The following is a 23410-nucleotide window of genomic DNA, read 5'->3' as shown; positions in this document are numbered from 1 at the left end:
GAAGAACGCGGCTCAACTCTTCCCCATGCTTCAGCTTCGGACTATAGCGCGGGAATGTCTCAGATTATCTACAAGATTGCGCCCGAGGCGCTTTGGCGCGAAGCCGAGAAGAACGGCCGCTTCACCGGCGCGCCGATCGACATCGCCGACGGCTTCATCCATTTCTCCACCGCCGCCCAGGCGCGCGAGACGGCGGCCAAGCATTTCGCCGGGCAGACGGATCTGCTGCTGATCGCGATTGAAGGCGCCAAGCTGGGCGATGCGCTGAAATACGAAGTGTCTCGCGGCGGCGCCTTGTTCCCGCATCTCTACGCCCCGCTCGATCTCGATGCCGTTCTCTGGGTGAAGCCGCTGCCGCTCGGCGCCGGCGGCCACGAATTCCCGGCGCTGGAGGGCGAATGAGCGTGCTCGACCGGATCGGCCAAAAACTGCTTTTCTCCTTCGATCCGGAAACCGCGCATGGCCTGTCGATCGCGGCTTTGCGCTGCGGCCTGCCGGTTGGCGCGACGGCGCCGCGCGACGCGCGGCTCAGGATCAATCTGTGCGGCCTCGATTTCCCGAACCCGCTCGGCATGGCGGCAGGTTACGACAAGAATGCCGAAGTGCCGGACGCGCTGCTTGGGCTCGGCTTCGGCTTCGCCGAGGTCGGAACCATCACACCGCTGCCGCAGCCGGGCAATCCAAAACCGCGCATCTTCCGGCTGACGGCGGACGAAGCCGTGATCAACCGGCTAGGCTTCAACAATGAAGGCCATGCGGCGGCCGAAAAGCGGCTTGCCGCGCGCAAGGGGCGGCCAGGCATCGTCGGCGTCAACATCGGCGCCAACAAGGACAGCGCCGACCGCATCGCCGACTATGAGCGCGGCGTCACCCGCTTCGCGCCCTATGCGAATTATCTGACGGTCAACATCTCCTCGCCCAACACGCCGGGCCTGCGCAACATGCAGGCGCGCGAGCAGCTCGGCGAATTGCTGTCGCGGGTGATGGCCGCGCGTGCGGCGGCGTCGGCGCAGCCGCCGGTCTTCCTCAAGATCGCGCCGGACCTGGTCGAAGCGGAGCTGGAGGATATCGCCGCCGAGGTCATCGAGAAGAAGATCGACGGCATCATCGTCTCCAACACGACGCTGGCGCGAACCGGATTGCGGAGCGCGACTGGCACAAGCGAGGCTGGCGGCCTTTCGGGCAAGCCGCTGTTCGAGCGCTCGACCGCCGTGCTCGCCCGCATGCGCAAGTTGCTCGGGCCGAACTTGGCCATCATCGGCGTCGGCGGTGTCGATACGGCCGAGGCGGCGCTGGAGAAAATCCGCGCCGGCGCCGACCTCGTCCAGCTTTACACTGGCATGATCTATGCCGGGCCGGCGTTGCCGGGGCGCATCATTGCCGGCCTGGCGCGCTTCGCCGAGCGCGAGCGCCTTGGCTCGATCCGGGAGTTGCGCGATACGGCCTGCGAGCGTTGGACGTCCAGGCCGCTCTGAACGGCGCTGCCTACGCCTGGAGCGGCTTCCTCATTCTTGTGAGAGGGACACTCGCGCCGCCGCGCGCGTCTTCCACCCGTTCAACGGGTCGATATCCGCACGCAAGGTAGAGTGGCTCACCCGACAGGGTGGCCATCAACTCGATTTCCTGAAAACCCTCGCTGCGCGCCGCCGCCTCACAGAGCGTCATGATCAACCGCCCCACGCCACGACGCGTGAAGTTTGGGTGCGTGTACATCGCCCTCACCCGGGCCGCGTCCTTCGCGGGATCAAGAAGGGCGGCATCGCGGCCGGAGGTGCTGTCTCCGCCGTAAAGCGTCGCACGGCGGCTCCAGCCGCCACAGCCCGCCAAGACGCCGTCGATCTCGATGACAAAATAGGTTCCGTCCTCGATCAACTGGCTATCCAGTCCCATTATGGCCCGACTTGACGCGATCTGCTCGCCGCTCAGAAACGGTTTCTGGTTCTCCGAGATCGCAGCATCCATCAGCGATCTGAGATCGGCCAAATCACCATGGCTGGCCAGCCGATGCGTGAGTTGCTCTTGCCCCATCTTCTACCCCTGCCCGAAGGGCTGGCCGGACGGCCGACCAGTCCGCGGCGCGTTCGCGCAACATTCCGACCTGGGAACCAGGCGCGCCCGCCTTTGGCCATTTTAGCAGGCCGGATTGTAAACCGAACGGCGATCGCAGGCTGCAAATTAAAACGCCGTGCGCACTCGCAGCCGCAGAACCGCCAGCAGGCTCAGCCCCCGCACCAGCAGGAAGACGTGCAGCGATGCCCACAGCCCGTTGTTGCCGAAGGCCGGCGCCAACGTGATCAGCGCGGCGCTGAAGGCGAGGAAGGACAGCAGCATCATGTTGCGCATATCTCGCGACCAGGTGGCGCCGATGAAGACGCCGTCCATCTGGAAGGCGAGCACGCCGCTCAGCGCCGTGAAGGCGGCCCAGGGCAGGTAGGTGTCGGCGACCACCCGGACATCCGGCGAGGTCGTCACCAGTGCCACCAGGCCGGTGCCGGCCGTCAGCAGCACGAGCGTGGCGATGCCGGCGAGGCCAAAACCCCAGATCAGCGTCAGCCGCACCGCCTGCCGGAACGGGGCCGGCGCCTGCGCGCCGATGGCCCGGCCGGCGAGTTGCTCGGCGGCGGTGGCGAAACCGTCGAGGAAATAGCCGGCGATCAGGAAGAAGTTCATCAGCACGGCATTGGCGGCGAGCGCCACCGTGCCGAACTGCGCGCCCTGTCTCGTGAACAGCGCGAAGGCGGCAAGCAGCGAGAAGGAGCGGATCATGATATCGCGGTTGAGCGACAGCATGTGCCGGTAGGCCGGCAGGTCGAGGATGCGCCGGCGCGAAGGCCGCTCCAGCCTGCGGAAGCGGCTGAGCACGATGGCAAGGCCGAGCAGCATGGCGAGGAACTCGCCGGTGACGGTCGCCCAGGCGACGCCGGCGACGCCCCAGCCGAGTTCGAGGCCGAGCAGGAAGCAAAGCGCGATGTTGATGCCGTTGAGTACCGCCTGCAGCATCAGGCCGAGCCCGCCTTCGCCGCGTCCCAGCACGTAACCCAGTACGGCATAGTTGACCAACGAGAAGGGCGCCGCCAGCAGCCTGATGCGGATATAGACCGACATCGCCGCGCTGACGCGCGGCTCGGCGCCCATGAACCATTGGCCGGCCACGGCAAAGAGCGGCGAAAGGGCGGCAAGTATGACGCCGGCGACGACCGCGATCAGCACGGCGCGCCACAGCACCGCCTGCTCTTCCAGCGCATCGCCGCGCCCGAAAGCCTGGGCGACGAGGCCGGTGGTGCCGGAGCGCAGGAAATTGAAGGTGGTGAAGACGACGTCGAAGACCAGAGATCCCGCCGCAAGGCCGCCGAGCAGGGCAGCGTCGCCGAACTGGCCGACCACCGCCGTGTCGACGATGCCGAGCAGCGGCGTCGTCAGATAGGCAAGCGTCATCGGCACGGCGATCGCCAGCACCGAGCGATTGGTGACGGCGAAGGACCTGGGGTTGGCTTGTGTTACGTCCAAGGGGGTCGCATCCAAGGGATTGCCGCCCGGCAGATTGCGGCTTGATCGAGGAGCTGATGTGCCCCAGTTTGCCGGCGCCACGCAATCGCCAAGCAGTGGCGGCCAATCGAATTCCAGCACTGGCGCAGACCCGCCCATCATGCCTTTGCAGATCGTCCACCACCCCGACTATGACGCCGGCTTCGCCGTCAACCATCGCTTTCCGATGAGCAAATATCCGCTCTTGATGGCAGCCTTGCGCATCCGCGGGCTGGCCGTGCCTGAAGCGCTTTCGATGCCCGAGCCGGCGCCGCCGGCATGGTTGAAGCTGGCGCACGCGGCCGACTATGTCGACCAGGTGATCGCCTGCCAGGTGCCGGAGAAAATTGAGCGCGAGATCGGCTTCCCGATCGGTCCGCGCGTGTCGCTGAGGGCGCAACTCGCCGCCGCCGGCACGCTACTGGCGGCGCGGCTGGCGCTGGAGCATGGCATTGCCTGCAACGCCGCCGGCGGCAGCCATCATGCCAGGCGCGCGCAAGGCGCTGGGTTCTGCACCTTCAACGATGTCGCCGTCGCCTCGCTGGCGCTGCTGGCCGAAGACGCCGCCGAGAACGTGTTGATTGTCGATCTCGACGTGCATCAGGGCGACGGCACGGCGGACATACTGAAGGACGAACCCCGCGCCTTCACCTTTTCCATGCATGGCGAGCGCAACTATCCGGTACGCAAGATCGCCTCCAACCTCGACGTCGCCTTGCCGGACGGCACCGGCGACGACGCCTATCTCGAGCGGCTCGCCGCCATCCTGCCGGAGCTGTCCGAACGAAGGCACTGGGACATCGTCTTCTACAATGCCGGCGTGGATGTCCATGCCGAGGACAGGCTCGGCCGGCTGGCGCTGACCGACGACGGCCTCAGCGCCCGCGAAGACATGGTCATCGGCCATTTCCGCAAGCAGGGCGTGCCGCTGTGCGGCGTCATCGGCGGCGGCTATTCGACCGACGTGCCGGCGCTGGCCGCGCGCCACGCCATCTTGTTCGAGGTGGCCGCCCGACACGCTTGAATCTAGGCAGTGGGCAATAGGCAGTAGGGAAAGGCAGCCCCTACTGCCTACTGCCTACTGCCTACTGCCTACTGCCTACTGCCTACTGCCTACTACTTCCTGTAGCTGGCGATCCGAAGCAGGATGAACGCAGGCACGACGATCGCGGCGCCGAGCAGGATATAGCCCAGGAAGCGGTCGATGGCGTGGAAGCCGAGATTCCACAAATCGACGAAGAACTGGCGGATGCCATAAAAGACATCCATCGGCGACCAGCCGAAGAAATGCATGACGAGGCCGACGAGGAAGGAGACCACGAGCAGCTTCAGGAACACCCTGAGCGGCGTGTCGCCAAGAAAGCGCGTCAGTGCGGACAAGGCCATCCTCCGGTTCGAACCGCCCGATTCGGCAGCGATACCAGAAATACGCACTCAGATGTCCGCCATCAAGCGGCCCGGCTGCCAACCCGCGCTGTTGCGAAAGCCTAATTTTGTGTAAACAAAAACGCAGCAAATTGCTGAAAATAAATAGAAAAACCTTCATCTTCCCGATCCGCGCAATGTGCGTGCAATTTTCGCCTGACAGATAGCGCTGGTCTTTCGAGCAGTGCGTCGCAACGGAAGTTCGGACCGCAAGGCAGCGCCTTGCGGCAGAGGAATTCTGTTGCCCGCGGGAGACAAACGAACCGGAGCGGCGATCCCAGGAGCCGGCTTCACGGATCAATCCGCGCATGGTGTTGCCCTGCGCATGTTTGTTGGAGTGTGGAACGTGTTTTGTCGAACCAAGATTGCCCTTGCGGCCGCCTTTGCCGCCTGTCTGAGCGGGGCGGCGACGGCCGCCGACCTTGCCCCCGCCTATAACGATCCGCCGGCCTTCCAATGGAGCGGCGCCTATGTCGGCGTCCATGGCGGAACGGCCTTCACCAAGATGCCCAATCCGTTCGCCGGCCGGAATGGCTGGAGCGGCGGCGTGCAGGCCGGCTACAACATCCAGACTGGACCCGCCGTGTTCGGCGCGGAGGTCGAAGGCTCCTATCTCGGCGGCGCCGAGCACAACGTGCAGGGTGGCAAGATCAAGGAGAAATGGCGCGCCGCGGCCAAGGCCAAGGCCGGCCTCGCTTTCGACCAGACGCTGGTCTTCGGTACCGCCGGCGTCGCCATGACCACATTCGACAAGGCAGGCGGCGTGCGCGACACCGACAGCCGTAAGCTCGGCTATCTGGTGGGCGCAGGCGTCGAGCAAGCCTTTGCCGGCGGCCTCTCCGCCAAGGTCGAATATGACTATATCCGCACGCCCGGTGTGGAAACGCGATCGGCCTTCGGCAAAGCGAAGACCGGTATCGGCAGCCAGGAGCTGAAAGCCGGTATCAACTACCGCTTCTAGCGCCTGGAGCGCCGGAGAGCAGTTTTCCGCGGCGGCCCCACCCCCCGCCGATCTCCACCGCGGGAAACTGCCTTTCTCCGCCTTCCGGGAAGCGACCGCCTCATCCGGGCGCTCGCGTAATGTCGATGCAATTTTCGCGGCCTAGCTGGCCAGCGCGCATCTTGATCCCAGGAATCAGACCATGTTCATCACAAGCAGTGGCAAGGGCCGGAAGCTCGCGCTGAAGGCTTTCCTCGCGGCGGCACTCATCGGCATGTCCGCCTGCGCTTCCGATATCATGAAGAACTATATCGGACAGCCCGTGGAATCCGTCGTCCTCGACTACGGGCCGCCGACAACGGTTGTTGAACTCGGCCCAGGCGAGCGCGCGTATCAGTGGCGCAAGATCTCCACGAATGTGGTCTCAGGCTCATCGAGCGGCGAGGTCCGTCATACCAAGCACGGCACCGAGTACGAGGAGACCGAGACGCCCGGCTATGTCGAGCGCCAGGAATGTTTTTACACATTCTACGCCCGTTCGTCCGGCGGCCGCTGGTTCATCACCAATTTCCGCAAGCCGCAGCTGGAATGCGAGTGAGATCACCACAAGCGGCGAGCTGGCTCTTGCCGCGCAGCGGCCGAAGTTCTACCGGCCGCCCAGGACGGTCGCACGCCGCTGATCCGCCGACGGAGACCGAAGAATGCGTATCCTTTTGATCGAGGACGAACCGGAAATGGCGTCGGTGCTGAAGACGGCGCTGGAGCGGCAGGATTTCGTCGTCGACCGGACCTCGACGCTTGCCGACGCCGAGATCATGGCGAAGATCGGCACGCATGATGCGATCGTGCTCGACCGGCGCCTGCCCGACGGCGAGGGCCTCGACCTCATTCCGCGCCTGCGCGCCATGAATGTCGACACGCCGGTGATCGCGCTGACGGCGATGGCCGGCATCGAAGACCGCGTCGGCGGGCTTAACGCCGGCGCCGACGATTATATGGCAAAACCCTTCGCCACCGAGGAACTGGTGGCGCGATTGCGCGCGCTGCACCGGCGCCAGTTCACCTTGCGCGCCGACCGCATCGAGGTCGGCCGCCTCACCTACGATTTTCGCGATCGCGAGGCGCTCGTCGACGGCAAGGCCCTGGACTTGCCGCGGCGCGAACGGCTGGTGCTGGAAACGCTGATCCGGCGACCAGGCCGTGCCGTGATGCGCCGGGCGCTGGAAGACGCCGTCTACGCGCTGGATGACGAGATCGGTTCGAATGCGCTCGACGCGCATATTTCCAGGCTGCGCCGCAAGCTGGAAGACGCCGGCACCGGCATCGAGATCCGCGCCATCCGCAATATCGGCTATCTGCTCAGGGCCTTGCCGTGAGGCAGCGGAGGACACGTTCGTTGCAATGGGTGCTGGTGCGGCGACTGATCCTGCTGCAGGCGGCGATGCTTGCGATCTTCATCGCGCTTTGCGCCGCGGCTCTGTGGGTCGCCAATCCGCGGCTGCTGGTCGACAACGAGGCCGCAGTGGCGGCGTTGAAGGACGCCATCGACCGCAACAGCGACGGCACGCTGGTCGTGCACGAGACGGAGGAGTTGAGACACTTCCGCGAGAGCTTCCCGCATGCCTGGTACATCGTTCGCGACAGGACCGGACAGAGCATCCGCTCCGGTGCTGTGCCGGATGTCTACACCGGCACGCCCGGCGCGCTGTTGGACTCGGTCGATCATGCCACGCTCGAGCTCGCCAGGGACGACCTTCGCCCGGAAGCCTATGTCGAGAACACCTCGACCAAGGCCGGGCCGGTCCAGATCATCGCGGCCACCCGCTCGTCGCGAGAGCAGACCGACGGGTTGGAAATCAACATCTCGGCGACGATCGATGTCGCCCGCAACCCGGACGGCAGCCGCAGCTGGCAACGGGCCTTGCCGGCCCTGGCGCTGGTCCTCGCCATTCTGCTTCTGCCGATCGTCGTGGTCATGGGCGTCACCACGCTGGTGACGACGCCCGCCGTGGTGCGCAGGTCCTTCGCGGGCCTGGTCGACACCGCCGACCAGGCCGCGCGCATCGACATCAACACGCGCGGCATGCAGTTGCCGCTGCAGCGCGTGCCGCAGGAGATCGCGCCGCTGGTCCAGGCCTTCAACCAGACGCTGGCGCGGCTGGCGCATGGCTACGACCGGCACAACCGCTTCCTGACCGACGCCGCGCATGAATTGCGCACGCCGATCGCCATCCTGCGCACGCGGGCCGAATTGTTGACTAGGGAGCCGCAGAGCGAACGCCTGCTGCAGGACATCGAGCGCCTGTCGCACCTTGCCCAGCAATTGCTCGACCATCAGATGCTGGAACGGCCTGCCGACGAGCGCCGGAGCATCGATCTGACCGAGCTTGGACGCCGGGTCGCCGCCGACTTCGCGCCGCTGGCGATCGAGGCCGGCTACGACCTCGCCTTCGAGCCGCCCGGAGGCCCGGTCCATGTCGAGGCGAATGGCTCGCAGATCGAACGCGCCCTGGCGAATTTGGTGCGCAACGCTATCGACCATGGCGGCGGCTCCGGCACGATCACCGTCGCGGTCGACGACAGCGGCGGCATCGAGGTACGCGACGAAGGTCCGGGCATTCCGCCGGCGGAGCGCGAAAATGTGTTCCAGCCCTTCTACCGCCTGCAGCCGCAATCACGCGGCGCCGGCCTCGGCCTCAACCTCGCCCGGCAGATCGCCGAGCTGCATGGCGGCACGGTCAGGATCCTCGGCGGTCCGGAGCGGGGTGCGCGCGTGCGTATCGAATTGCCGGTCCGGCGATGATCAAAGGTTGAGCTTTGCCGATTGATCGAGGCGGCGCCATCATGGTAACGAGGGCGCGCGCGGGTATGATGTAATGGTAGCCTGTCAGCTTCCCAAGCTGAACGCGCGGGTTCGATTCCCGCTACCCGCTCCACGAATTAGCTCCGAACGCGATACGATTTGGCACTTATTGGCACGCGCGAAGCCGTAGCTCTCTTCGCAAGCTCGCCACTTCCCGGTTATCGGCAGCACGTGGCCACCAGCTTGATCACGAACCTTCAAGCGTAGCATTCGACAGGCGCGGAAATCCCGTCATTTAGGTTGGCAACAACTACGGCGCGATCGGCGCGAACTCGATGGCGAGAATCCCGAGGACGATCGATAGCGCAAAGATAAGGACGCCGTTCCGAACCGCACTCGCTGCTGCGCTCGCCTGGTTCGCGCGCATAATGTTGTCGCGGAGTGATCCGTTGGCTGCTGCCATCAGTGCCTTGCGCTTGGCTTCGCCGCCTTGCGAAATCAAGCGTAGAAATGCAGGACCATAACCGTAGCGGGCTCTTGGGCGAAGACCGTCGAAGCCCAGAATAACGCCGACAACGAGGTAGAGTTCGGCAACCAAGAACGAGAACACCATGGCGGTTTTTAGCCAGGATACTGGAAGACTGCTGAGCATCGTTTGGCCGACAAAGCCACCAACTGTCACTGCAACAGACAGTGCAGCAGTCAGCTTTTGAAGTTTCTCGTCAAGCTCCTTGGCTCGCGCACCATCGCTCACGAGATAGTCTGACAAATCGTCATCGGATAGCTCGGCGATATCGGGATCAGCGAGCTCCTGCTCTCGGAGCGCACTATTGGCTATCCACATCCAGATCGGCTCGATTGCTTCCTGGAACGCGCCTTGCGGTAGCCGCCAGAGCGCTCGGACCACCCTTTTCAGTGGGAGGAGATCGATCGGCATTCCAGTTCTCCCGCAATAGTTGCAGCGATCGACCACTCAGGCCGTTCCAGCCAGCCCCACTCACCGGTCGGATTTATCTCGATGAACCAGTAACGGCCATTTGCCAGCGCCAGGTCGATCGCGCCAAATACCAGCCCAAGGCGTGCAACGAGTGCACGGCAGCGCCGCTCGATTCCTGGTGGCAGAACGTGCTCCGGGTAAGTCAGTTCGTCTTTCGGCGTAAGGCGCCAATCCCCTTCAATTTGCTCGCCCCTACCGCGCACCTCTGCGCACCAGATCGCATCGCCGACAACCGTGACGCGAAGATCCAGTTTTGTCTCAAGTGGCGCTTGAATGGTCGCGGGTGAGAGTCGCAAATCGTGGACAGCCACGTGCTCAATTTCCAGCAAAGTGGTATAGCCAAACAACTGCGTATCGCCTTCACGTAGGAGCAACGTGTCAATGCTCTTAAAGGCGACGCGAGTTCCGGGTTTAAAATCGATGAAAGCAACTGGGTCGTTGCTCATCGCCGTTTGCGGAATGTCGAATCCGACCTCACGAGCAACACTGAGCTGGACCGCTTTGGTTTCGGCCTCATAGGTTGCTGCCGGATGATTAATCCATTTCGCTCCTGCGAAAACCATCATGCTACGAAGAAATGCACTCCACTGGCTGCGCTGAAGCTGCGTCTGGAGGTCGAGCGTGCGATCTGAGATATCTCTGTCGAAGGTGCCGACGCGCCACCAGACCGATTGCAGACTATTGTCCACGATCCAGTTTCGGCCTTCGAAGTTGCAGCGAAGCGTTGGCGCGACGGGATCAAGAGTCAAGCTTAATGCCGGTAAGGACTCGCGATTCAGCCGTAAGAACGAAGAACCGCGTCTGCCGAGTTCGCGGCACACCCGGTCTGTTGCAAAATCGAGATCGCTGGAGAGAATGAGGACATCGACGGCCTCCGCCAAACTATTGTCCTTTCTGATCCTCGCCGGTTTCGACATCAAACTTTTTGGTTGAGGGAAGCTCGTCCGGGTTATCGGCCAGCGGCCCGCCTTTCCCGTACCATAGACCGGATACGAAGTCGTAGGTGGCTTCCGTCGGGCGTACTGCGCGTTCGTTTATCGGTGTACGACGCGCGAGAGCGAGAAGTGGATGCATGTAGATTCCCTCTGAACCGCGTTCTGAAGTATTCTGGTAGCGAGTTGCGCTCAATGCAAGTCTCTTGACTGTCCGAACTTGAGAATCGGCTATTGGATATTGCTGATCGCAATGGGAAAGCTGTCAAACCATTTTGTTGAACCCGCGCGTAAACGGTATCATGAGTCCCCCGCGAACCTCCAGGCCGCTTGAACCGCACCTCATGGTTGTTGCGCCAGCCGTTGACGGATAAAAGGCGAAGCATGCCGCGCGCCCTGTCGAGATACACCGTCCGCGAATGGTTTCGACTACGTCCGTTGGTCGATCGGAAGAATCATGCTCGCTATCAGGTTCGGGAACGGATCGCCCTGGCCATGCATGCCAGTCCTGTGATCCTTCCTCGTATCCGTGGGCGGAAAGTCCTCATCACGATCAGCTTCAATGATCCCCAAGTGATCGAATGGCAGACCAGACTCGTCGCCAGACATATCCCTCACGCAATTCACATCATTGCCGACAACTCGAACGATCTTGCCGCGAGAGCCGCCATTCAAGACATTTGTACGTCGACCGGCGTAGCCTACGTCACGGTACCCGGAAACCCCTGGGGGAAGGGAAAGCCCGACGGCAGCAGATCGCATGGATACGCCCTCAACTGGGCGTGGAAAAACATCGCTCTGGTCAACAACCCGTCGATGGTGGGATTTCTCGACCACGACATTTTCCCGACCAAGAACACCGACCCTTTCAGATTGCTGGTCGGTGCCACCGTGGCAGGCAAGGTGACGGCCCATCCGGACGGTCGTTGGTATCTGTGGCCGGGTTTCGCCTTGTTCAACCTCGACAGGCTCACCACAACCCGACTCAACTTCGGCAAGGATTGGCTCGATGGCCTCGACACCGGCGGCTTGAATTGGAACCGTCTCTATTGTCGTCTTAAGGAAAGCGAACTCTGCAAGGCCAACTACGATCGGCTGCCGATCTCGGATGGTCTCCCTCTCGAAGAAGCATCTTTTGAGCGAATTGACGATTGGGTCCATGAATGCGGTACAACGTCCACCTATATCGAGCCGGTGCACAGACGCTTCTTGATTGAGCTCAAGCGCCGGCACACGGTAGAGATTTTGGCGAGATCGGACCTTGGTGACATACTTGAAACAAATTTAAAAACCCTGGCATCATAATACGCCATTCTATTACGAAATATTTTTTCGCATACTCACAAAGGCAGCTAATGATCCGCAGGAAGATCGAGAAATGGCGTCGGAACTTTCGTCGGAAGTTCCATTCTTCCATTCTTGATCCGCGAACTCGTAGCTATTTGGATGTTGCGACTGCATTCCGAGAGGGAAAGCGCGGCAATGTTGCGCTGGCTGGTGAATTTTCTTCCGCTGTCGACAGAATGAAGCTGTCCGCCTTTTACGATATCGGCGCCAATTGGGATGAAGTGGAGACAAAAGCAAAATCGCTACCGCCGTCCAGCCGGAAGATCGCTTTGTGCATCAATGCAGAGGACGCCGCTTTCAAGCTTTTGGACGGTGCAATGGAGACGCTGGAGCGAACAGGTATCGCTTTGATCAAGGTTAAGGTCTCCAAGCCTTGGTGGGACCAGCCTAGAGCTTTCGACCTTTTGCAAAAGCTAATATCTCTTGGCCTCGCCCCGATCTTTAGGGATCAAGCGTTTGGCGTCTCACAATCCAATGTAATTTTTGCCCATACCGACGTTGCACGAGAACTATGGCCGACGCCTTCCTATGACAGGCAGGGAGGCGTTCCGGTGCTGATACCTTGTTTCAACAATCCTACCTACTGCGCCTTGATGCTGGATCAATTGTGGGGCGCCGGCTTTGACGATATCCGCTTCGTCGACAACGCCTCGACCAGCGCTCAAATGCACGATTGGTTGCGCAGGGAGGACGCGCGCCGCAAGATCATAAAACTGAGCGAGAACCTAGGACCCAACAAATCGATAAATCGGCTGAAGCAAGACCTTCCAAGGCATTTCTGCGTCACCGACCCTGACATTCTCTTCAACGCGCGCCTGCCGGCCAGCTTTCTCACCGAGTTGCTCAACCTCACCAGGCGGCATGCCGTTGGAAAAGCCGGCTTCGCTCTGGATATCTCGCGAAGCCACTTGTTTACGGGAAAGGCCCTGGCCGGCCGCGACAGTACAATCGCGAAATGGGAAGAGCAGTTCTGGTCAAAGCCACTTCATTTCACCGATGAGGGCGACAGGGTTTTCGAGGCCCATATCGACACGACTTTTTGTGTTATCGACCAGAAGTTTTACCGGCCTTCAAAACCCTACGACGCCGTGAGGGTAGCAGGTCGGTACACGGCCACCCACTTGCCTTGGGAGGGACGGGTCCATGTTCCCACGGACGAGAAGGAAGTCTACGCCCGCACGCAACTCCATTCGAACTACGGCAATTAGACCTGACCGGTTGATAGACAGCGGCGGCATTGGAGCGGCGACAATCAAAGCGGCGATGCCTGATTCCGCGCCTCGGTCTCTGAATTCGCCTCGAAAGGTGATGGGTCTGCACGATCGTCGTGCAAGACCCATCCTTCAAGCCGCTTGGGCCTGAATTACAGCCAAATGTTGATCCAATAGCGCTCGCGCCGGCAACGGCGGCGCCAGCGGCCATGATGCCAGTAGCGGCGGCAGACGTGCCTCCAGCCGCGGCGACGACCATGGCGGCGGCGCCAGCGCCAATGGCCGTGTCCGTGATGGTGGCGGTGCGAGACCAGCTCTACTTGAGCCTGATCGTCGCCTTGGAGAACCGCTTCTTCCGGAAGCAAATCCGGCTTGTCGAGCTCGTCCAGAATTCCGTTGCCGGCCGGAATTCCGGCAACGGCCTTGCCGGGTCCGGCCAGGCTCGCAAGTGCCGCCGCCCCCGCAACGCCAAGCATTCCAGTCAGAAATAACCGACGTTCCATCAAAAACCTCCCGAGCTGTTGAGCATCGGCGGCCCTTCCCTCGCCCGCAACGGGCTCCAGCGAGCCGCCGATCGGTTTGAACGTACAAGTAGCATTCTCGTTCCATTACCCCACTTCGCGCAAGATGAAGTCATGCAGCATTTTCGCGGCGGGCGAGAGCACGCGGTTCTTGACCGTGATCAGGCTGTAGGGCCGGACCTCGATGTCGAACTCGGTCTGAACCACATCGATGGCGCCGGCCAGGCCATCGCCGCCTTGAATGAACTTGGCGACCTGGATCGACACCGGCGCGATGGCGTCGGACTGCGCCACCATCACCAAGGTGAGCAGCAGCGAAGAGGTGTTGAGAATGCGATCGGGCAAGGGAATATCGCGGTTCAAAAAGTTGCTTTCCATCGCCTGGCGCAGCGGCGAACCGCCGGACTGGAACACCCAGTCATAGCCCGCCGTCTCCTCCAGCCGCACCGTCTTGCCGCTCGCCAGCGGATGGCCGCGGCGCACGATGAGGCAAGCTTTCTCGACGCCGATGACGCGCGATTCGAAAAGCCGCGGATTGAGGTCGTCGGGAATGCGGGCGATGATGAAATCGTGGCGCGATGCGATCAGCTCGCGGGCGAGCACGTTCGAGGTTTCGACCTGCATGGTGATCTCGATGCGCGGATAGATGCGGCGGATCTCGCGGATGGCCGGCACCGCAAGCTCGATCGCCGGCGCCGTCACCGCGCCAAGAAACACCGAACCGCCCTTGCCGGCCTTGAGCTCGGAAATCTCGCGATCGGCCTCCCGCATCTCGAGCAGGATCGAGCGGGCGCGGCGGGCGAGCGCCTGGCCATAGGGGGTCAGCGTCACGCCGCGCGGCAGCCGCTCGCACAACCTGACGTCGAGCACCGCCTCCATCTCGGCGATCATGCGCGAGGCGGCCGGTTGCGAGATGTTCATGACCTGGGCGGCGGCGCTCACCCGTCCGTGATCGTCAATGGCCGCGATCATGCGCATGTGGCGGAGGCTGAGGCCGCTGCGCAGCAGCGTTTCGCCGTCGCCCGGCAATTTCTCGTAACCACCTGAAATCGCACCGGGATCGTGCAACGCCGCCATGATTTTCAAGCCTCTTTGCCGGTTTCTATCAACCCCTTAAGCCATACCACTTTCGATATAGCAACCAGCAAAGATCGCATTTGACAGTTATGTCAAAGCGACCCACCCTTCGTGCGTTCCGAGGCGCAACAGTCGGCAACGAGCAAATTCGTATCGATTGAAACTGCGCCGCGGGGCCGATTGGGAGGATACCGGAGATCGATAAAGCCGACAGTGGCGCGCCAGCGCACCTGCTCGACTGCGCGGCCCGCGAAGCCCCGAGGTGTCGCGTCCATCAACCAGGGAGAGTAATCGTGAAGATCATCAAGACACTGGCCGCCGTCGCGGCCCTTGGCATTGCTGCCATCAGCTATTCGGCGCACGCGGCCGACAAGGGTCTCGTCGGCGTGCTGATGCCGACCAAGACCTCGCAGCGCTGGATCAACGACGGCGATGCCGTCAAGTCGCAGCTCGAGGCCCTCGGCTATACCGTCGACCTGCAATATGCGCAGGACGACATCCCGAACCAGCTCAGCCAGCTGGAAAACGAAATCACCAAGGGCCCGAAGGCGCTCATCATCGCGTCGATCGACGGCACCACCATGGCCGACGCGCTGCAGAAGGCCAATGATGCCGGCGTCGTCGTCGTCGCCTACGACCGCCTGATCAAGAAGACCAAGAATGTCGACTACTACACCACCTTCGACAATTTCGGCGTCGGCGTGATCCAGGCGAATTCGCTGGTCAAGGGCCTCAAGGAGCGCTTCCCGAACACCAAGCCGTGGAACGTCGAGCTGTTCGGCGGCTCGCCGGACGACAACAACGCCTTCTTCTTCTACAATGGCGCGATTTCCGTCCTGCAGCCGCTGATCGACGACGGCTCGATCAAGATCAAGTCCGGCCAGACCGGCATGGACAAGGTCGGCACGCTGCGCTGGCTCGCCGCCACCGCCCAGGCGCGCATGGACAATCTGCTCTCCGCCAACTACTCGGACGGCAGCCGCGTCGATGGCGTTCTGTCGCCCTATGACGGCCTGTCGCGCGGCATCACCGCCTCGCTGCGCGCCGTCGGCTACGGCACCGACGCTCAGCCCTGGCCGATCGTCACCGGTCAGGACGCCGAGACCGCCTCGGTCAAGCTGATCATCTCGGGCGAGCAGTATTCGACGGTGTTCAAGGACACCCGCGAGCTGGCCAAGGCCACCGTGCAGCTGGTCGACAAGGTGCTCTCCGGCGGCAAGCCGGACGGCCTCGACGAAAAGACCTACAACAACGACGTCAAGGTCGTCCCCTCGATCCTGCTGACGCCGCATGAGGTCGACAAGTCGAACTACCAGGCGCAGGTGGTCGATTCCGGCTACATCAAGGCTGCAGACCTGAAGTAATCCAGCCTTAAAGGAAGGGGTCCTGCGCGACGCAGGGCCCCTTTTCGTTCACAAGCGACCCCGGTATCGTTTTTTGCCGGCTCTGCAGCGCCTTGCGCCGTCGCGGCGCGGACCAGACTGCAGTATGATGATTTCGCGCATGACGCTTTCCGGAACCGGAAGGCCTGCGCCAGGGAGCGGAATTCCTGATGGCCTCGACGATTTTGGAGATGCGCGACATCACCAAGACGTTCCCCGGCGTGAAGGCGCTGTCGAACGTCAACCTCAGCGTGGAGGAAGGTGAGATTCACGCCATCGTCGGCGAGAACGGCGCCGGCAAGTCGACGCTGATGAAGGTGCTGTCGGGCGTCTATCCATCCGGCACCTATGAAGGCCAGATCGTCTTTCGCGGCCAGGAATGCCATTTCAAGGGCATCCATGACAGCGAGCATATCGGCATCGTCATCATCCATCAGGAGCTTGCCCTGGTGCCGATGCTGTCGATCGCGGAAAACATCTTCCTCGGCAATGAACACGCCACCTATGGCGTCATCGACTGGAACGCCAACGAGAAGCGCACCAAGGGGCTGCTCGACAAGGTCGGCCTGAAGGAAGATCCCAAGACGCTGATCACCAATATCGGCGTCGGCAAGCAGCAGCTGGTCGAGATCGCCAAGGCGCTGAGCAAGGAAGTGAAGCTTCTGATCCTCGACGAGCCGACCGCGTCGCTCTCGGAAAAGGACAGCCAGGCGCTGCTCGACCTTCTGCTCGAGTTCAAGCGCCAGGGCATGACCTCGATCCTGATCTCGCACAAGCTCAACGAAGTGAACCGGGTCGCCGACAAGGTGACCGTAATCCGCGACGGGCGCACCATCGAGACGTTGCCCAGGAAGGACATCTCGGAAGACCGCATCATCACGTCGATGGTCGGCCGCTCGCTCGACGACCGCTATCCGCCGCGCGAGCCGCAGATCGGCGAGGTCATCTTCGAGGTCAAGGACTGGTCGGTCTACCACCCGATCCACGCCGAGCGGCAGGTGATCAAGAACGTCAACCTCAATGTGCGCAAGGGCGAGGTGGTCGGCATCGCCGGGCTGATGGGCGCCGGCCGCACCGAATTCGCCATGAGCCTGTTCGGCCGCACCTACGGCCGGCACATCACCGGCGAGGTGTCGCTCCATGGCAAGCGTCTCGATCTTTCGACGGTGAGCAAGGCGGTGGAAAACCGCATCGCCTATGTCACCGAGGACCGCAAGACCTACGGCCTCAACCTGATCGACCACATCAAGCACAATGTGACCTTAGCCAATCTCCGAGGCGTCTCCAGCCGCGGCGTCATCGACGACATGCGCGAGATGAGCGTCGCCAACGACTACCGCAAGAAGACCAACATCCGCGCCTCCAGCGTCTATCAGCTGACCGGCAACCTCTCGGGCGGCAACCAGCAGAAGGTGGTGCTGTCGAAATGGCTGTTCGCCGATCCGGAAGTGCTGATCCTCGACGAGCCGACGCGCGGTATCGACGTCGGCGCCAAATACGAAATCTATACGATCATCGCCCGCCTCGCCGCCGAGGGCAAAGCGATCATCGTCATCTCGTCGGAAATGCCTGAATTGCTCGGCATCACCGACCGCATCTATGTCATGAACGAAGGGCGTATCGTCGGCGAAATGGCGGCAAGCGACGCCAGCCAGGAAAAAATCATGCGCGCCATCGTTCGCGGAGAAGGAAAAAAAGCATCATGAGCACAGAAAGCGCTCCTGCGCCGCAAAGCGGCACGGCCGAAGACGTCAAGCAAGGTCCGCGCATCGCAGTCTCGGCGCTGACGACGAACCTGCGCGAATACGGCCTGATCATCGCGCTGATCGTCATCATGCTGTTCTTCCAGTACACGACGTCGGGAACGCTGTTCAAACCGGTGAACCTTTCCAACCTGGTGCAGCAGAACTCGTTCATCATCGTGATGGCGCTCGGCATGCTCCTGGTGATCGTCGCCGGCTATATCGACCTCAGCGTCGGATCGGTCGCCGGCTTCATCGGCGCGCTGGCGGCGATGATGATGGTGATCTGGCCGCTCGGGATATTCTCGAATCCGCTGGTCGTCTCGATCGTCTGCCTTATCGTCGGCGCGCTGATCGGCGCGGCGCAGGGCTACTGGATCGCCTATCACCGGATACCGAGCTTCATCGTGACGCTGGCGGGCATGCTGATCTTCCGCGGCATCTGCCAGGCGCTGCTTGGCGGCGGTTCCTCGGTCGGCCCGCTTCCCGACGGCTTCAAGGCGCTGAGCTCGGGCTTCATCCCGGATGTGATCGGCCCGCTGACGCTGATCCCGCCGACGGTCAATGCCGCCGGCAAAACCATCGTCGGCAGCGGGCTTACGCTGCACATGACGACGATCGTGCTCGGCCTGATCGCGGTGCTCGCCTATGCCTATTTCGGCTTCAGGACGCGGCGCAAGCGCGAGGCGCATGGCTATGAGGCCGAACCCTTCCCGCTGTTCGTCGTCAAGACGCTGGTGGGCAGCGCGCTGGCGCTGTTCCTGGTCTTCCAGTTCGCCAGCTACAGGGGCCTGCCGGTGGTGCTTCTGGTGATGGGCGTGCTGATCTCGCTGTTCGTCTTCGTCACAAAGCGCATGACCATCGGCCGCCGCATCTACGCGATGGGCGGCAACGCCAAGGCCGCGCAGCTCTCGGGCATCAACACCGAAAGGCTGACGCTGATGGTGTTCATCAACATGGGCGTCTTGTCTGCGCTCGGCGGCCTGATCATCGCGGCGCGCCTCGGCCAGGCCGTGCCGGCGGCGGGTCTCGGCTCAGAGCTCGACGTCATCGCGGCCGTCTTCATCGGCGGCGCCTCGGCAATGGGCGGCGTCGGACAGGTGATCGGCGCCGTTGTCGGCGGCTTCATCATGGGCGTGATGAACAACGGCATGTCGATCATGGGCGTCAATGTCGACTGGCAGCAGGTGGTCAAAGGCCTGGTGCTGCTCGGCGCCGTCATCTTCGACGTCTACAACAAGAACAAGGCTTAAGGGCCGGAACAAAGTTCAGGAGGCATACGGGTTCTAGATCGCGAAGCTGCCGGCAACCCGTCGGCGCCAAGAAGTCCGGCCAAGGACCAGGCTCGCGAGCGCAATCCGGACGAAGCGTTTCAACCGTGGCGCGGATTGCTTCGCGCTGCGCCGGTAAAGGTTTGCCCGCGGGCAGCCAGGCAAGATGAGAGAGGGTTCAAACATGCTGATCTCCCAAATCCTCGACGACGCCGAGACGATCCGCGTCGTCGCCCGCAATGGCGGCGGCAAGACCAGGGTCATCAACGGCGCGCGCAGCGTCTATTCGCTGGCGATGGAGGCCGCGCGCACCGGCACCGGGCTCGAAGCCCTGATCGAGCGCAAGGGCTATGGCGAGGCGGTCGATCTCGACGCGGCCTACAAGAGGGGCCGGCTGGTGTCGCCGATCAACCATCCCGATCCCGCGCATCTGCATCTCACCGGCACCGGCCTCACGCATCTCGGCTCCGCGGCAACGCGCGATTCCATGCACAAGAAGCTCAATGACGGCGAGGAACAGCTCACCGATTCCATGAAGATGTTCCGCATGGGTCTCGAAGGCGGCAAGCCGGCCAAGGGCCAGGTCGGCGTGCAGCCGGAGTGGTTCTACAAGGGCAACGGCACGATGGCGGTGGCGCCCGGCGCGCCGCTGATGTCGCCCGCCTTCGCGCAGGACGGCGGCGAGGAGCCGGAGATCGCCGGTATCTATGTGATCGGCGACGACGGCGCGCCGTTCCGTGTCGGCTTCACGCTGTCGAACGAGTTTTCCGATCACGTCACGGAGCGGGTGAACTATCTGTTCCTGGCGCATTCCAAGCTGCGCAACGCTTCCTTCGGTCCCGAAATCCTGATCGGCGAGCTGCCGGCCGATATCCGCGGCGCATCGCGCATCTGGCGCGACGGCAAGCTCTTGTGGGAAAAGCCGTTTCTTTCAGGCGAAGCGAACATGTCGCACACCATCGCCAATCTCGAGCACCATCATTTCAAATATTCGGCGTTCCGCCAGCCTGGCGACGTGCATGTGCATATGTTCGGCACCGCGACACTGTCCTTCGCCGACGGCATCAGGACCGAGGCCGGCGACACGTTCGAGATCGAGGCGCAGGATTTCGGCCTGCCGCTGCGCAATCCGCTTGAGATCGAAAAGCCGGTGAAGGTGGCGGTGAAGGCGCTGTAAGGCAGCGCCAAGCCTGGAGGACAAATGGAGCGGAAGCGGATCGGCGTTGTGTTGATGGGTTTGGCGCTTGCCCTCGCTTGCATGTCCTCAGCGGCTTACAGCGCCGCCAAATGCAGCCCAAGATCCTACAGCCAGGCCCGATCGGCGATGACGAGCCGGCTTCTGGCCACCGGCTACTCGAAACCGCAAGTGGGCTTTCTGATGCGCAACTCGGATCGCATGACGTCCGCGCTGCGCGCCGACAGGTTGAACGACAAGGCCGAGGCCTGCGGCATCGACTCCGCGAGAGCTTATGTGCTCGCATGCCTCGACAAGCAGTTGTTCCCCTTGGGAGCGGGCTCAAGCTCGCCGCTTGATGAAACGAAGCAAACCAAAGGATTTTGGGGCAGGAAGCGCCTGACCGTACGCGAACTGCTCTATATCGGCCACTTTCACGCCTGTCTGGGCGCAGCCCAAAAGTTTCTGTTTCGCGGCTGACCTCCGGCCGAAGCCAACGGCGCTCAGCGCGCGGCGCGAAAGTGCTTTGAGAGCTTCAGTCCCTGCGCCTGGTAGTTCGATCCGAGATCGGTGCCGTAGAGCGCCTGTGGACGCTTCAGCATATGCTCGTAGACGAGGCGGCCGACGATCTGGCCGTGGTCGAGGATGAACGGCACCTCGTGGCTGCGCACTTCGAGCACCGCGCGGCTGCCGGTGCCGCCGGCGGCGGAATGGCCGAAGCCCGGATCGAAGAAGCCGGCATAGTGGACGCGAAACTCGCCGACCAGCGGATCGAAGGGCGTCATCTCGGCGGCGTAGAGCGGCGGCACATGCACGGCCTCACGGCTGACCAGGATGTAGAATTCGTCGGGATCGAGGACCAGCTCGCCGGCGCCGCTCTTGTAGATCGGCTCCCAGAAATCGACGACATCCTGCGCGGCGCGCTTGTCGACGTCGACAAGGCCGGTGTGATGCTTGCCGCGATAACCTACAAGGCCGTCCTTGTCGCCGTCGAGATCTATGGAGAGCGCGATGCCGCCGCCGGAAATGTTGGGCGGCTCTGTGGCGACCAGCATCTCGGCGCGGTGAAGGTCGCGCAGCTCGCTCTCCGACAGAACCGCATTGCCGGTGCGGAAGCGTATCTGGGACAGCCGCGAGCCCGCGCGCACGACGATCGGGAAGGTGCGCGGGCTGACTTCGAGATAGAGCGGCCCGTGATAGCCGGCGGCGATCTTGTCGAACTCGTGGCCGCGATCGGTCATGACGCGCGTGAAAATGTCCAGCCGGCCGGTCGAGCTCTTGGGATTGGCCGAGGCTGAAACTTCGGCCGGCAATGCCAAGCTTTCGAGCAGCGGCACGATGTAGACGCAGCCGGTCTCCAGCACCGCTCCCTCGGTGAGATTGATCTCGTGCAGCTTCAGCCGCTCGAGCTTGTCGGCGACGAGATGATCGGGTCCAGGCAGGAAGGAAGCGCGCACCCGGAAGGCTTTGTCGCCAAGCCGCAGGTCAAGGCTCGCCGGCTGGATCTGGTCGGCATCCAGCGCGCGCGGCGACTTCAGCGCGTTGGCCGCAAACAGCGCCGCGATGTCCTGATCCGGAAGAATGCCTGTCTGCCGCAAAGGCTGGCTCCGTTCGCAAGGCCGGGCGAGGACCTAAGCAGGCTCTTGCCGCCCGGCTGGTACAAACCTCTTAATGAAGCCGGCAATTGACGCAAGCGCGGCGCTCATTTAAAGGGTCGTTATCCCGTGGTGATTTGGCCGGTCGGCTTGCAGCCACGTTAAACAAGTCGCTAAAGGACCGTCGAGCCGCAAGGCTGTATGGACCGGTTGCGACTTCGCGGCCGGTTTTTTTGTGTCTGGAAGCAGGGCTATGAGCACCAAGAAGCGTAACTGGAAACCTCAGACGGCACTCGTGCATGGCGGGACACTGCGTTCCCAATTCGGCGAAACCGCCGAGGCGATGTATCTCACGCAGGGCTATGTCTATGAGACGGCGCAGGCCGCCGAGGCCCGTTTCAAGGGCGAGGAACCGGGCTTCATCTATTCGCGCTACGCCAACCCGACCGTCGACATGTTCGAGAAGCGCATGTGCGCGCTGGAAGGCGCCGAGGATGCCCGCGCCACGGCCTCCGGCATGGCGGCCGTCTCCGCGGCATTGCTCTGCAGCGTCAAGGCCGGCGACCACATCGTTGCGGCGCGCGCGCTGTTCGGCTCCTGCCGCTGGGTTGTCGAGACGCTGGCGCCGCGCTACGGCATCGAGGCGACGTTGGTCGACGGCACCGACATCGCCAACTGGGAAAAGGCGGTCAAGCCGAACACCAAGCTGTTCTTCCTGGAAAGCCCGACCAACCCGACGCTGGAAGTGGTCGACATCGCCGCGGTTGCCGCTTTGGCCAATTCCATCGGCGCCAGGCTGATCGTCGACAATGTCTTCGCCACGCCACTGCAGCAGAAGCCCTTGCAGCTCGGCGCGCATATCGTCGTCTATTCCGCCACCAAGCATATAGACGGCCAGGGCCGCTGCCTCGGCGGCGTCATCCTGTCCGACAAGAAGTGGATCGACGAGAACCTGCACGATTATTTCCGCCACACCGGCCCAAGCCTGTCGCCCTTCAACGCCTGGACGCTGTTGAAAGGCCTGGAAACGCTGCCGCTGCGCGTGCGTCAGCAGACCGAGAGCGCCGGCAAGATCGCCGACTTCCTGGCCGGGCGGCCGGAGATCGCGCGCGTCATCTATCCCGGCCGGGCCGATCATCCGCAGGCGGATGTCGTCAAGAAGCAGATGTCGGGCGGCTCGACGCTGATCTGCCTCGACGTCAAGGGCGGCAAGCAGGCGGCCTTCGCCCTGCAGAACGCGCTCGATATCGTGTTGATCTCCAACAATCTCGGTGACGCCAAGAGCCTGATCACCCATCCGGCGACGACGACGCACAAGAACCTGAGCGACGACGCGCGGGCCGAACTCGGCATCGGACCCGGCACGCTCAGGCTTTCGGTAGGGCTGGAAGATACGGACGACCTATTGGAGGACATCGAGCAAGCACTGAAGGCGGCCAAATAGAACCTGTCGCGGCACCCGCCGCGA

At 62.7% G+C, this 23410-nt stretch carries 24 protein-coding genes, 1 tRNA gene and 1 riboswitch; of the genes, 16 read left to right on the top strand and 9 right to left on the bottom strand.

Annotation, left to right across the window (positions count from 1 at the left end; all coding sequences use genetic code 11):
- Positions 1-54 precede the first annotated feature (54 nt).
- Together KVT37_RS17715 and KVT37_RS17710 are read left to right on the top strand one after the other, a co-directional pair.
- Positions 55-402, top strand: a complete 348-nt coding sequence (locus KVT37_RS17715; RefSeq protein ID WP_217575327.1) for a DUF952 domain-containing protein — start codon at positions 55-57, stop codon at positions 400-402.
- Complete coding sequence (locus KVT37_RS17710) at positions 399-1475, top strand: quinone-dependent dihydroorotate dehydrogenase (RefSeq protein ID WP_217575325.1); 1077 nt, start codon at positions 399-401, stop codon at positions 1473-1475. The genes KVT37_RS17715 and KVT37_RS17710 overlap by 4 nt, the downstream gene beginning before the upstream one ends.
- A 10-nt stretch (positions 1476-1485) precedes the next feature.
- Here the strand turns inward: KVT37_RS17710 and KVT37_RS17705 are convergent, their stop codons facing one another.
- The gene (locus KVT37_RS17705; RefSeq protein WP_217575323.1) at positions 1486-2028 is read right to left on the bottom strand and encodes a GNAT family N-acetyltransferase; all 543 of its coding nucleotides are present in this window, start codon (positions 2026-2028) and stop codon (positions 1486-1488) included.
- A 147-nt stretch (positions 2029-2175) separates the two neighbouring features.
- Entirely contained in the window at positions 2176-3507 is a 1332-nt protein-coding gene (locus KVT37_RS17700; RefSeq protein WP_254634089.1) for an MATE family efflux transporter, read from the bottom strand.
- Positions 3508-3646: 139 nt separating this feature from the next.
- Between KVT37_RS17700 and KVT37_RS17695 the strand changes: the two genes are divergently transcribed.
- A complete protein-coding gene (locus KVT37_RS17695; RefSeq protein ID WP_217575320.1) occupies positions 3647-4549 on the top strand; it encodes a histone deacetylase in 903 nt (300 codons plus the stop codon).
- A gap of 92 nt (positions 4550-4641) precedes the next feature.
- Here the strand turns inward: KVT37_RS17695 and KVT37_RS17690 are convergent, their stop codons facing one another.
- On the bottom strand, positions 4642-4911 hold the full coding sequence (locus KVT37_RS17690; protein WP_217575318.1) for a DUF6460 domain-containing protein: 270 nt from the start codon (positions 4909-4911) through the stop codon (positions 4642-4644).
- A 385-nt stretch (positions 4912-5296) separates the two neighbouring features.
- On the opposite strand from KVT37_RS17690, the gene KVT37_RS17685 reads away from it, so the two are divergent.
- The 5 genes from KVT37_RS17685 (at position 5297) to KVT37_RS17665 (ending at position 8826) form a co-directional block, all read left to right on the top strand.
- On the top strand, positions 5297-5911 hold the full coding sequence (locus KVT37_RS17685; protein WP_217575316.1) for an outer membrane protein: 615 nt from the start codon (positions 5297-5299) through the stop codon (positions 5909-5911).
- 181 nt (positions 5912-6092) lie between these two features.
- Complete coding sequence (locus KVT37_RS17680; protein ID WP_217575314.1) at positions 6093-6488, top strand: hypothetical protein; 396 nt, start codon at positions 6093-6095, stop codon at positions 6486-6488.
- Between the two features lie 103 nt (positions 6489-6591).
- Positions 6592-7266 (top strand): response regulator transcription factor, encoded by a 675-nt coding sequence (locus KVT37_RS17675; protein WP_217575312.1) that lies wholly within the window; start codon positions 6592-6594, stop codon positions 7264-7266.
- Between the two features lie 29 nt (positions 7267-7295).
- Positions 7296-8693 carry a HAMP domain-containing sensor histidine kinase gene (locus tag KVT37_RS17670; protein WP_308642648.1) on the top strand — a complete coding sequence of 466 codons (1398 nt, stop codon included), beginning with the start codon at positions 7296-7298 and terminating at the stop codon, positions 8691-8693.
- 59 nt (positions 8694-8752) lie between these two features.
- A tRNA-Gly gene (locus KVT37_RS17665) sits at positions 8753-8826 on the top strand.
- 177 nt (positions 8827-9003) lie between these two features.
- Here the strand turns inward: KVT37_RS17665 and KVT37_RS17660 are convergent.
- From KVT37_RS17660 to KVT37_RS17650, 3 genes are read right to left on the bottom strand one after another with little or no spacing between them, the layout of a single operon-like run.
- A complete protein-coding gene (locus tag KVT37_RS17660; protein WP_217575308.1) occupies positions 9004-9630 on the bottom strand; it encodes a hypothetical protein in 627 nt (208 codons plus the stop codon).
- On the bottom strand, positions 9606-10571 hold the full coding sequence (locus KVT37_RS17655) for a RimK-like protein (RefSeq protein ID WP_254634087.1): 966 nt from the start codon (positions 10569-10571) through the stop codon (positions 9606-9608). Before KVT37_RS17655 ends, KVT37_RS17660 begins: the two co-directional genes overlap by 25 nt.
- A 1-nt stretch (position 10572) precedes the next feature.
- Positions 10573-10818, bottom strand: coding sequence for a hypothetical protein (locus KVT37_RS17650; RefSeq protein WP_217575428.1), 246 nt, complete (start codon positions 10816-10818; stop codon positions 10573-10575).
- Between the two features lie 188 nt (positions 10819-11006).
- On the opposite strand from KVT37_RS17650, the gene KVT37_RS17645 reads away from it, so the two are divergent.
- A complete protein-coding gene (locus KVT37_RS17645) occupies positions 11007-11927 on the top strand; it encodes a hypothetical protein (protein WP_217575304.1) in 921 nt (306 codons plus the stop codon).
- A 50-nt stretch (positions 11928-11977) separates the two neighbouring features.
- Positions 11978-13177: a glycosyltransferase family A protein gene (locus tag KVT37_RS17640; protein WP_217575302.1), complete on the top strand. Its 1200-nt coding sequence runs from the start codon at positions 11978-11980 to the stop codon at positions 13175-13177.
- Between the two features lie 155 nt (positions 13178-13332).
- Here the strand turns inward: KVT37_RS17640 and KVT37_RS17635 are convergent, their stop codons facing one another.
- The gene (locus KVT37_RS17635) at positions 13333-13683 is read right to left on the bottom strand and encodes a protamine-2 (modular protein) (protein WP_217575416.1); all 351 of its coding nucleotides are present in this window, start codon (positions 13681-13683) and stop codon (positions 13333-13335) included.
- Between the two features lie 105 nt (positions 13684-13788).
- Positions 13789-14778, bottom strand: a complete 990-nt coding sequence (locus tag KVT37_RS17630) for a LysR family transcriptional regulator (RefSeq protein WP_217575300.1) — start codon at positions 14776-14778, stop codon at positions 13789-13791.
- A 293-nt stretch (positions 14779-15071) separates the two neighbouring features.
- Here KVT37_RS17630 and chvE point away from each other — a divergent pair, with 293 nt between their 5' ends.
- The 5 genes from chvE to KVT37_RS17605 all read left to right on the top strand — a co-directional run bounded on the left by chvE (position 15072) and on the right by KVT37_RS17605 (position 20827).
- Positions 15072-16142: a multiple monosaccharide ABC transporter substrate-binding protein gene (gene chvE / locus KVT37_RS17625; protein WP_217575298.1), complete on the top strand. Its 1071-nt coding sequence runs from the start codon at positions 15072-15074 to the stop codon at positions 16140-16142.
- Positions 16143-16330: 188 nt separating this feature from the next.
- Positions 16331-17866 carry a multiple monosaccharide ABC transporter ATP-binding protein gene (mmsA, locus tag KVT37_RS17620; RefSeq protein WP_217575296.1) on the top strand — a complete coding sequence of 512 codons (1536 nt, stop codon included), beginning with the start codon at positions 16331-16333 and terminating at the stop codon, positions 17864-17866.
- Positions 17863-19155 carry a multiple monosaccharide ABC transporter permease gene (gene mmsB / locus KVT37_RS17615; protein ID WP_254634086.1) on the top strand — a complete coding sequence of 431 codons (1293 nt, stop codon included), beginning with the start codon at positions 17863-17865 and terminating at the stop codon, positions 19153-19155. Before mmsA ends, mmsB begins: the two co-directional genes overlap by 4 nt.
- Before the next feature lie 202 nt (positions 19156-19357).
- A complete protein-coding gene (gene araD1, locus KVT37_RS17610; RefSeq protein ID WP_217575294.1) occupies positions 19358-20350 on the top strand; it encodes an AraD1 family protein in 993 nt (330 codons plus the stop codon).
- Positions 20351-20374: 24 nt separating this feature from the next.
- On the top strand, positions 20375-20827 hold the full coding sequence (locus KVT37_RS17605; protein ID WP_217575292.1) for a hypothetical protein: 453 nt from the start codon (positions 20375-20377) through the stop codon (positions 20825-20827).
- A 23-nt stretch (positions 20828-20850) separates the two neighbouring features.
- Here the strand turns inward: KVT37_RS17605 and KVT37_RS17600 are convergent, their stop codons facing one another.
- Positions 20851-21945: a 2'-deoxycytidine 5'-triphosphate deaminase gene (locus KVT37_RS17600; protein ID WP_217575290.1), complete on the bottom strand. Its 1095-nt coding sequence runs from the start codon at positions 21943-21945 to the stop codon at positions 20851-20853.
- A 116-nt stretch (positions 21946-22061) separates the two neighbouring features.
- A riboswitch (SAM riboswitch) is annotated at positions 22062-22139 on the top strand.
- A gap of 56 nt (positions 22140-22195) precedes the next feature.
- Between KVT37_RS17600 and KVT37_RS17595 the strand changes: the two genes are divergently transcribed.
- A complete protein-coding gene (locus tag KVT37_RS17595; RefSeq protein ID WP_217575288.1) occupies positions 22196-23386 on the top strand; it encodes an O-succinylhomoserine sulfhydrylase in 1191 nt (396 codons plus the stop codon).
- Positions 23387-23410: the final 24 nt, after the last annotated feature.

This window comes from Mesorhizobium sp. GbtcB19, assembly GCF_019091085.1.
Classification (GTDB): Bacteria; Pseudomonadota; Alphaproteobacteria; order Rhizobiales; family Rhizobiaceae; genus Mesorhizobium.
The sequence above is the reverse complement of the archived record's forward strand: the minus strand, read 5'-3'. Positions and strand labels throughout refer to the sequence as shown.

What these genes read in the sequence shown, in the direction of transcription:
- KVT37_RS17645 (WP_217575304.1), top strand. Translation starts at nt 11,007, where the DNA reads ATGCCGCGCGCCCTGTCGAGATACACCGTCCGCGAATGGTTTCGACTA.
- KVT37_RS17635 (WP_217575416.1), bottom strand. Translation starts at nt 13,683, where the DNA reads ATGGAACGTCGGTTATTTCTGACTGGAATGCTTGGCGTTGCGGGGGCG.
- KVT37_RS17660 (WP_217575308.1), bottom strand. Translation starts at nt 9,630, where the DNA reads ATGCCGATCGATCTCCTCCCACTGAAAAGGGTGGTCCGAGCGCTCTGG.
- KVT37_RS17705 (WP_217575323.1), bottom strand. Translation starts at nt 2,028, where the DNA reads ATGGGGCAAGAGCAACTCACGCATCGGCTGGCCAGCCATGGTGATTTG.
- KVT37_RS17715 (WP_217575327.1), top strand. Translation starts at nt 55, where the DNA reads ATGTCTCAGATTATCTACAAGATTGCGCCCGAGGCGCTTTGGCGCGAA.
- KVT37_RS17680 (WP_217575314.1), top strand. Translation starts at nt 6,093, where the DNA reads ATGTTCATCACAAGCAGTGGCAAGGGCCGGAAGCTCGCGCTGAAGGCT.
- KVT37_RS17630 (WP_217575300.1), bottom strand. Translation starts at nt 14,778, where the DNA reads ATGGCGGCGTTGCACGATCCCGGTGCGATTTCAGGTGGTTACGAGAAA.
- KVT37_RS17605 (WP_217575292.1), top strand. Translation starts at nt 20,375, where the DNA reads ATGGAGCGGAAGCGGATCGGCGTTGTGTTGATGGGTTTGGCGCTTGCC.
- mmsB (WP_254634086.1), top strand. Translation starts at nt 17,863, where the DNA reads ATGAGCACAGAAAGCGCTCCTGCGCCGCAAAGCGGCACGGCCGAAGAC.
- KVT37_RS17675 (WP_217575312.1), top strand. Translation starts at nt 6,592, where the DNA reads ATGCGTATCCTTTTGATCGAGGACGAACCGGAAATGGCGTCGGTGCTG.
- KVT37_RS17595 (WP_217575288.1), top strand. Translation starts at nt 22,196, where the DNA reads ATGAGCACCAAGAAGCGTAACTGGAAACCTCAGACGGCACTCGTGCAT.
- KVT37_RS17690 (WP_217575318.1), bottom strand. Translation starts at nt 4,911, where the DNA reads ATGGCCTTGTCCGCACTGACGCGCTTTCTTGGCGACACGCCGCTCAGG.
- KVT37_RS17640 (WP_217575302.1), top strand. Translation starts at nt 11,978, where the DNA reads ATGATCCGCAGGAAGATCGAGAAATGGCGTCGGAACTTTCGTCGGAAG.
- KVT37_RS17695 (WP_217575320.1), top strand. Translation starts at nt 3,647, where the DNA reads ATGCCTTTGCAGATCGTCCACCACCCCGACTATGACGCCGGCTTCGCC.
- araD1 (WP_217575294.1), top strand. Translation starts at nt 19,358, where the DNA reads ATGCTGATCTCCCAAATCCTCGACGACGCCGAGACGATCCGCGTCGTC.
- mmsA (WP_217575296.1), top strand. Translation starts at nt 16,331, where the DNA reads ATGGCCTCGACGATTTTGGAGATGCGCGACATCACCAAGACGTTCCCC.
- KVT37_RS17710 (WP_217575325.1), top strand. Translation starts at nt 399, where the DNA reads ATGAGCGTGCTCGACCGGATCGGCCAAAAACTGCTTTTCTCCTTCGAT.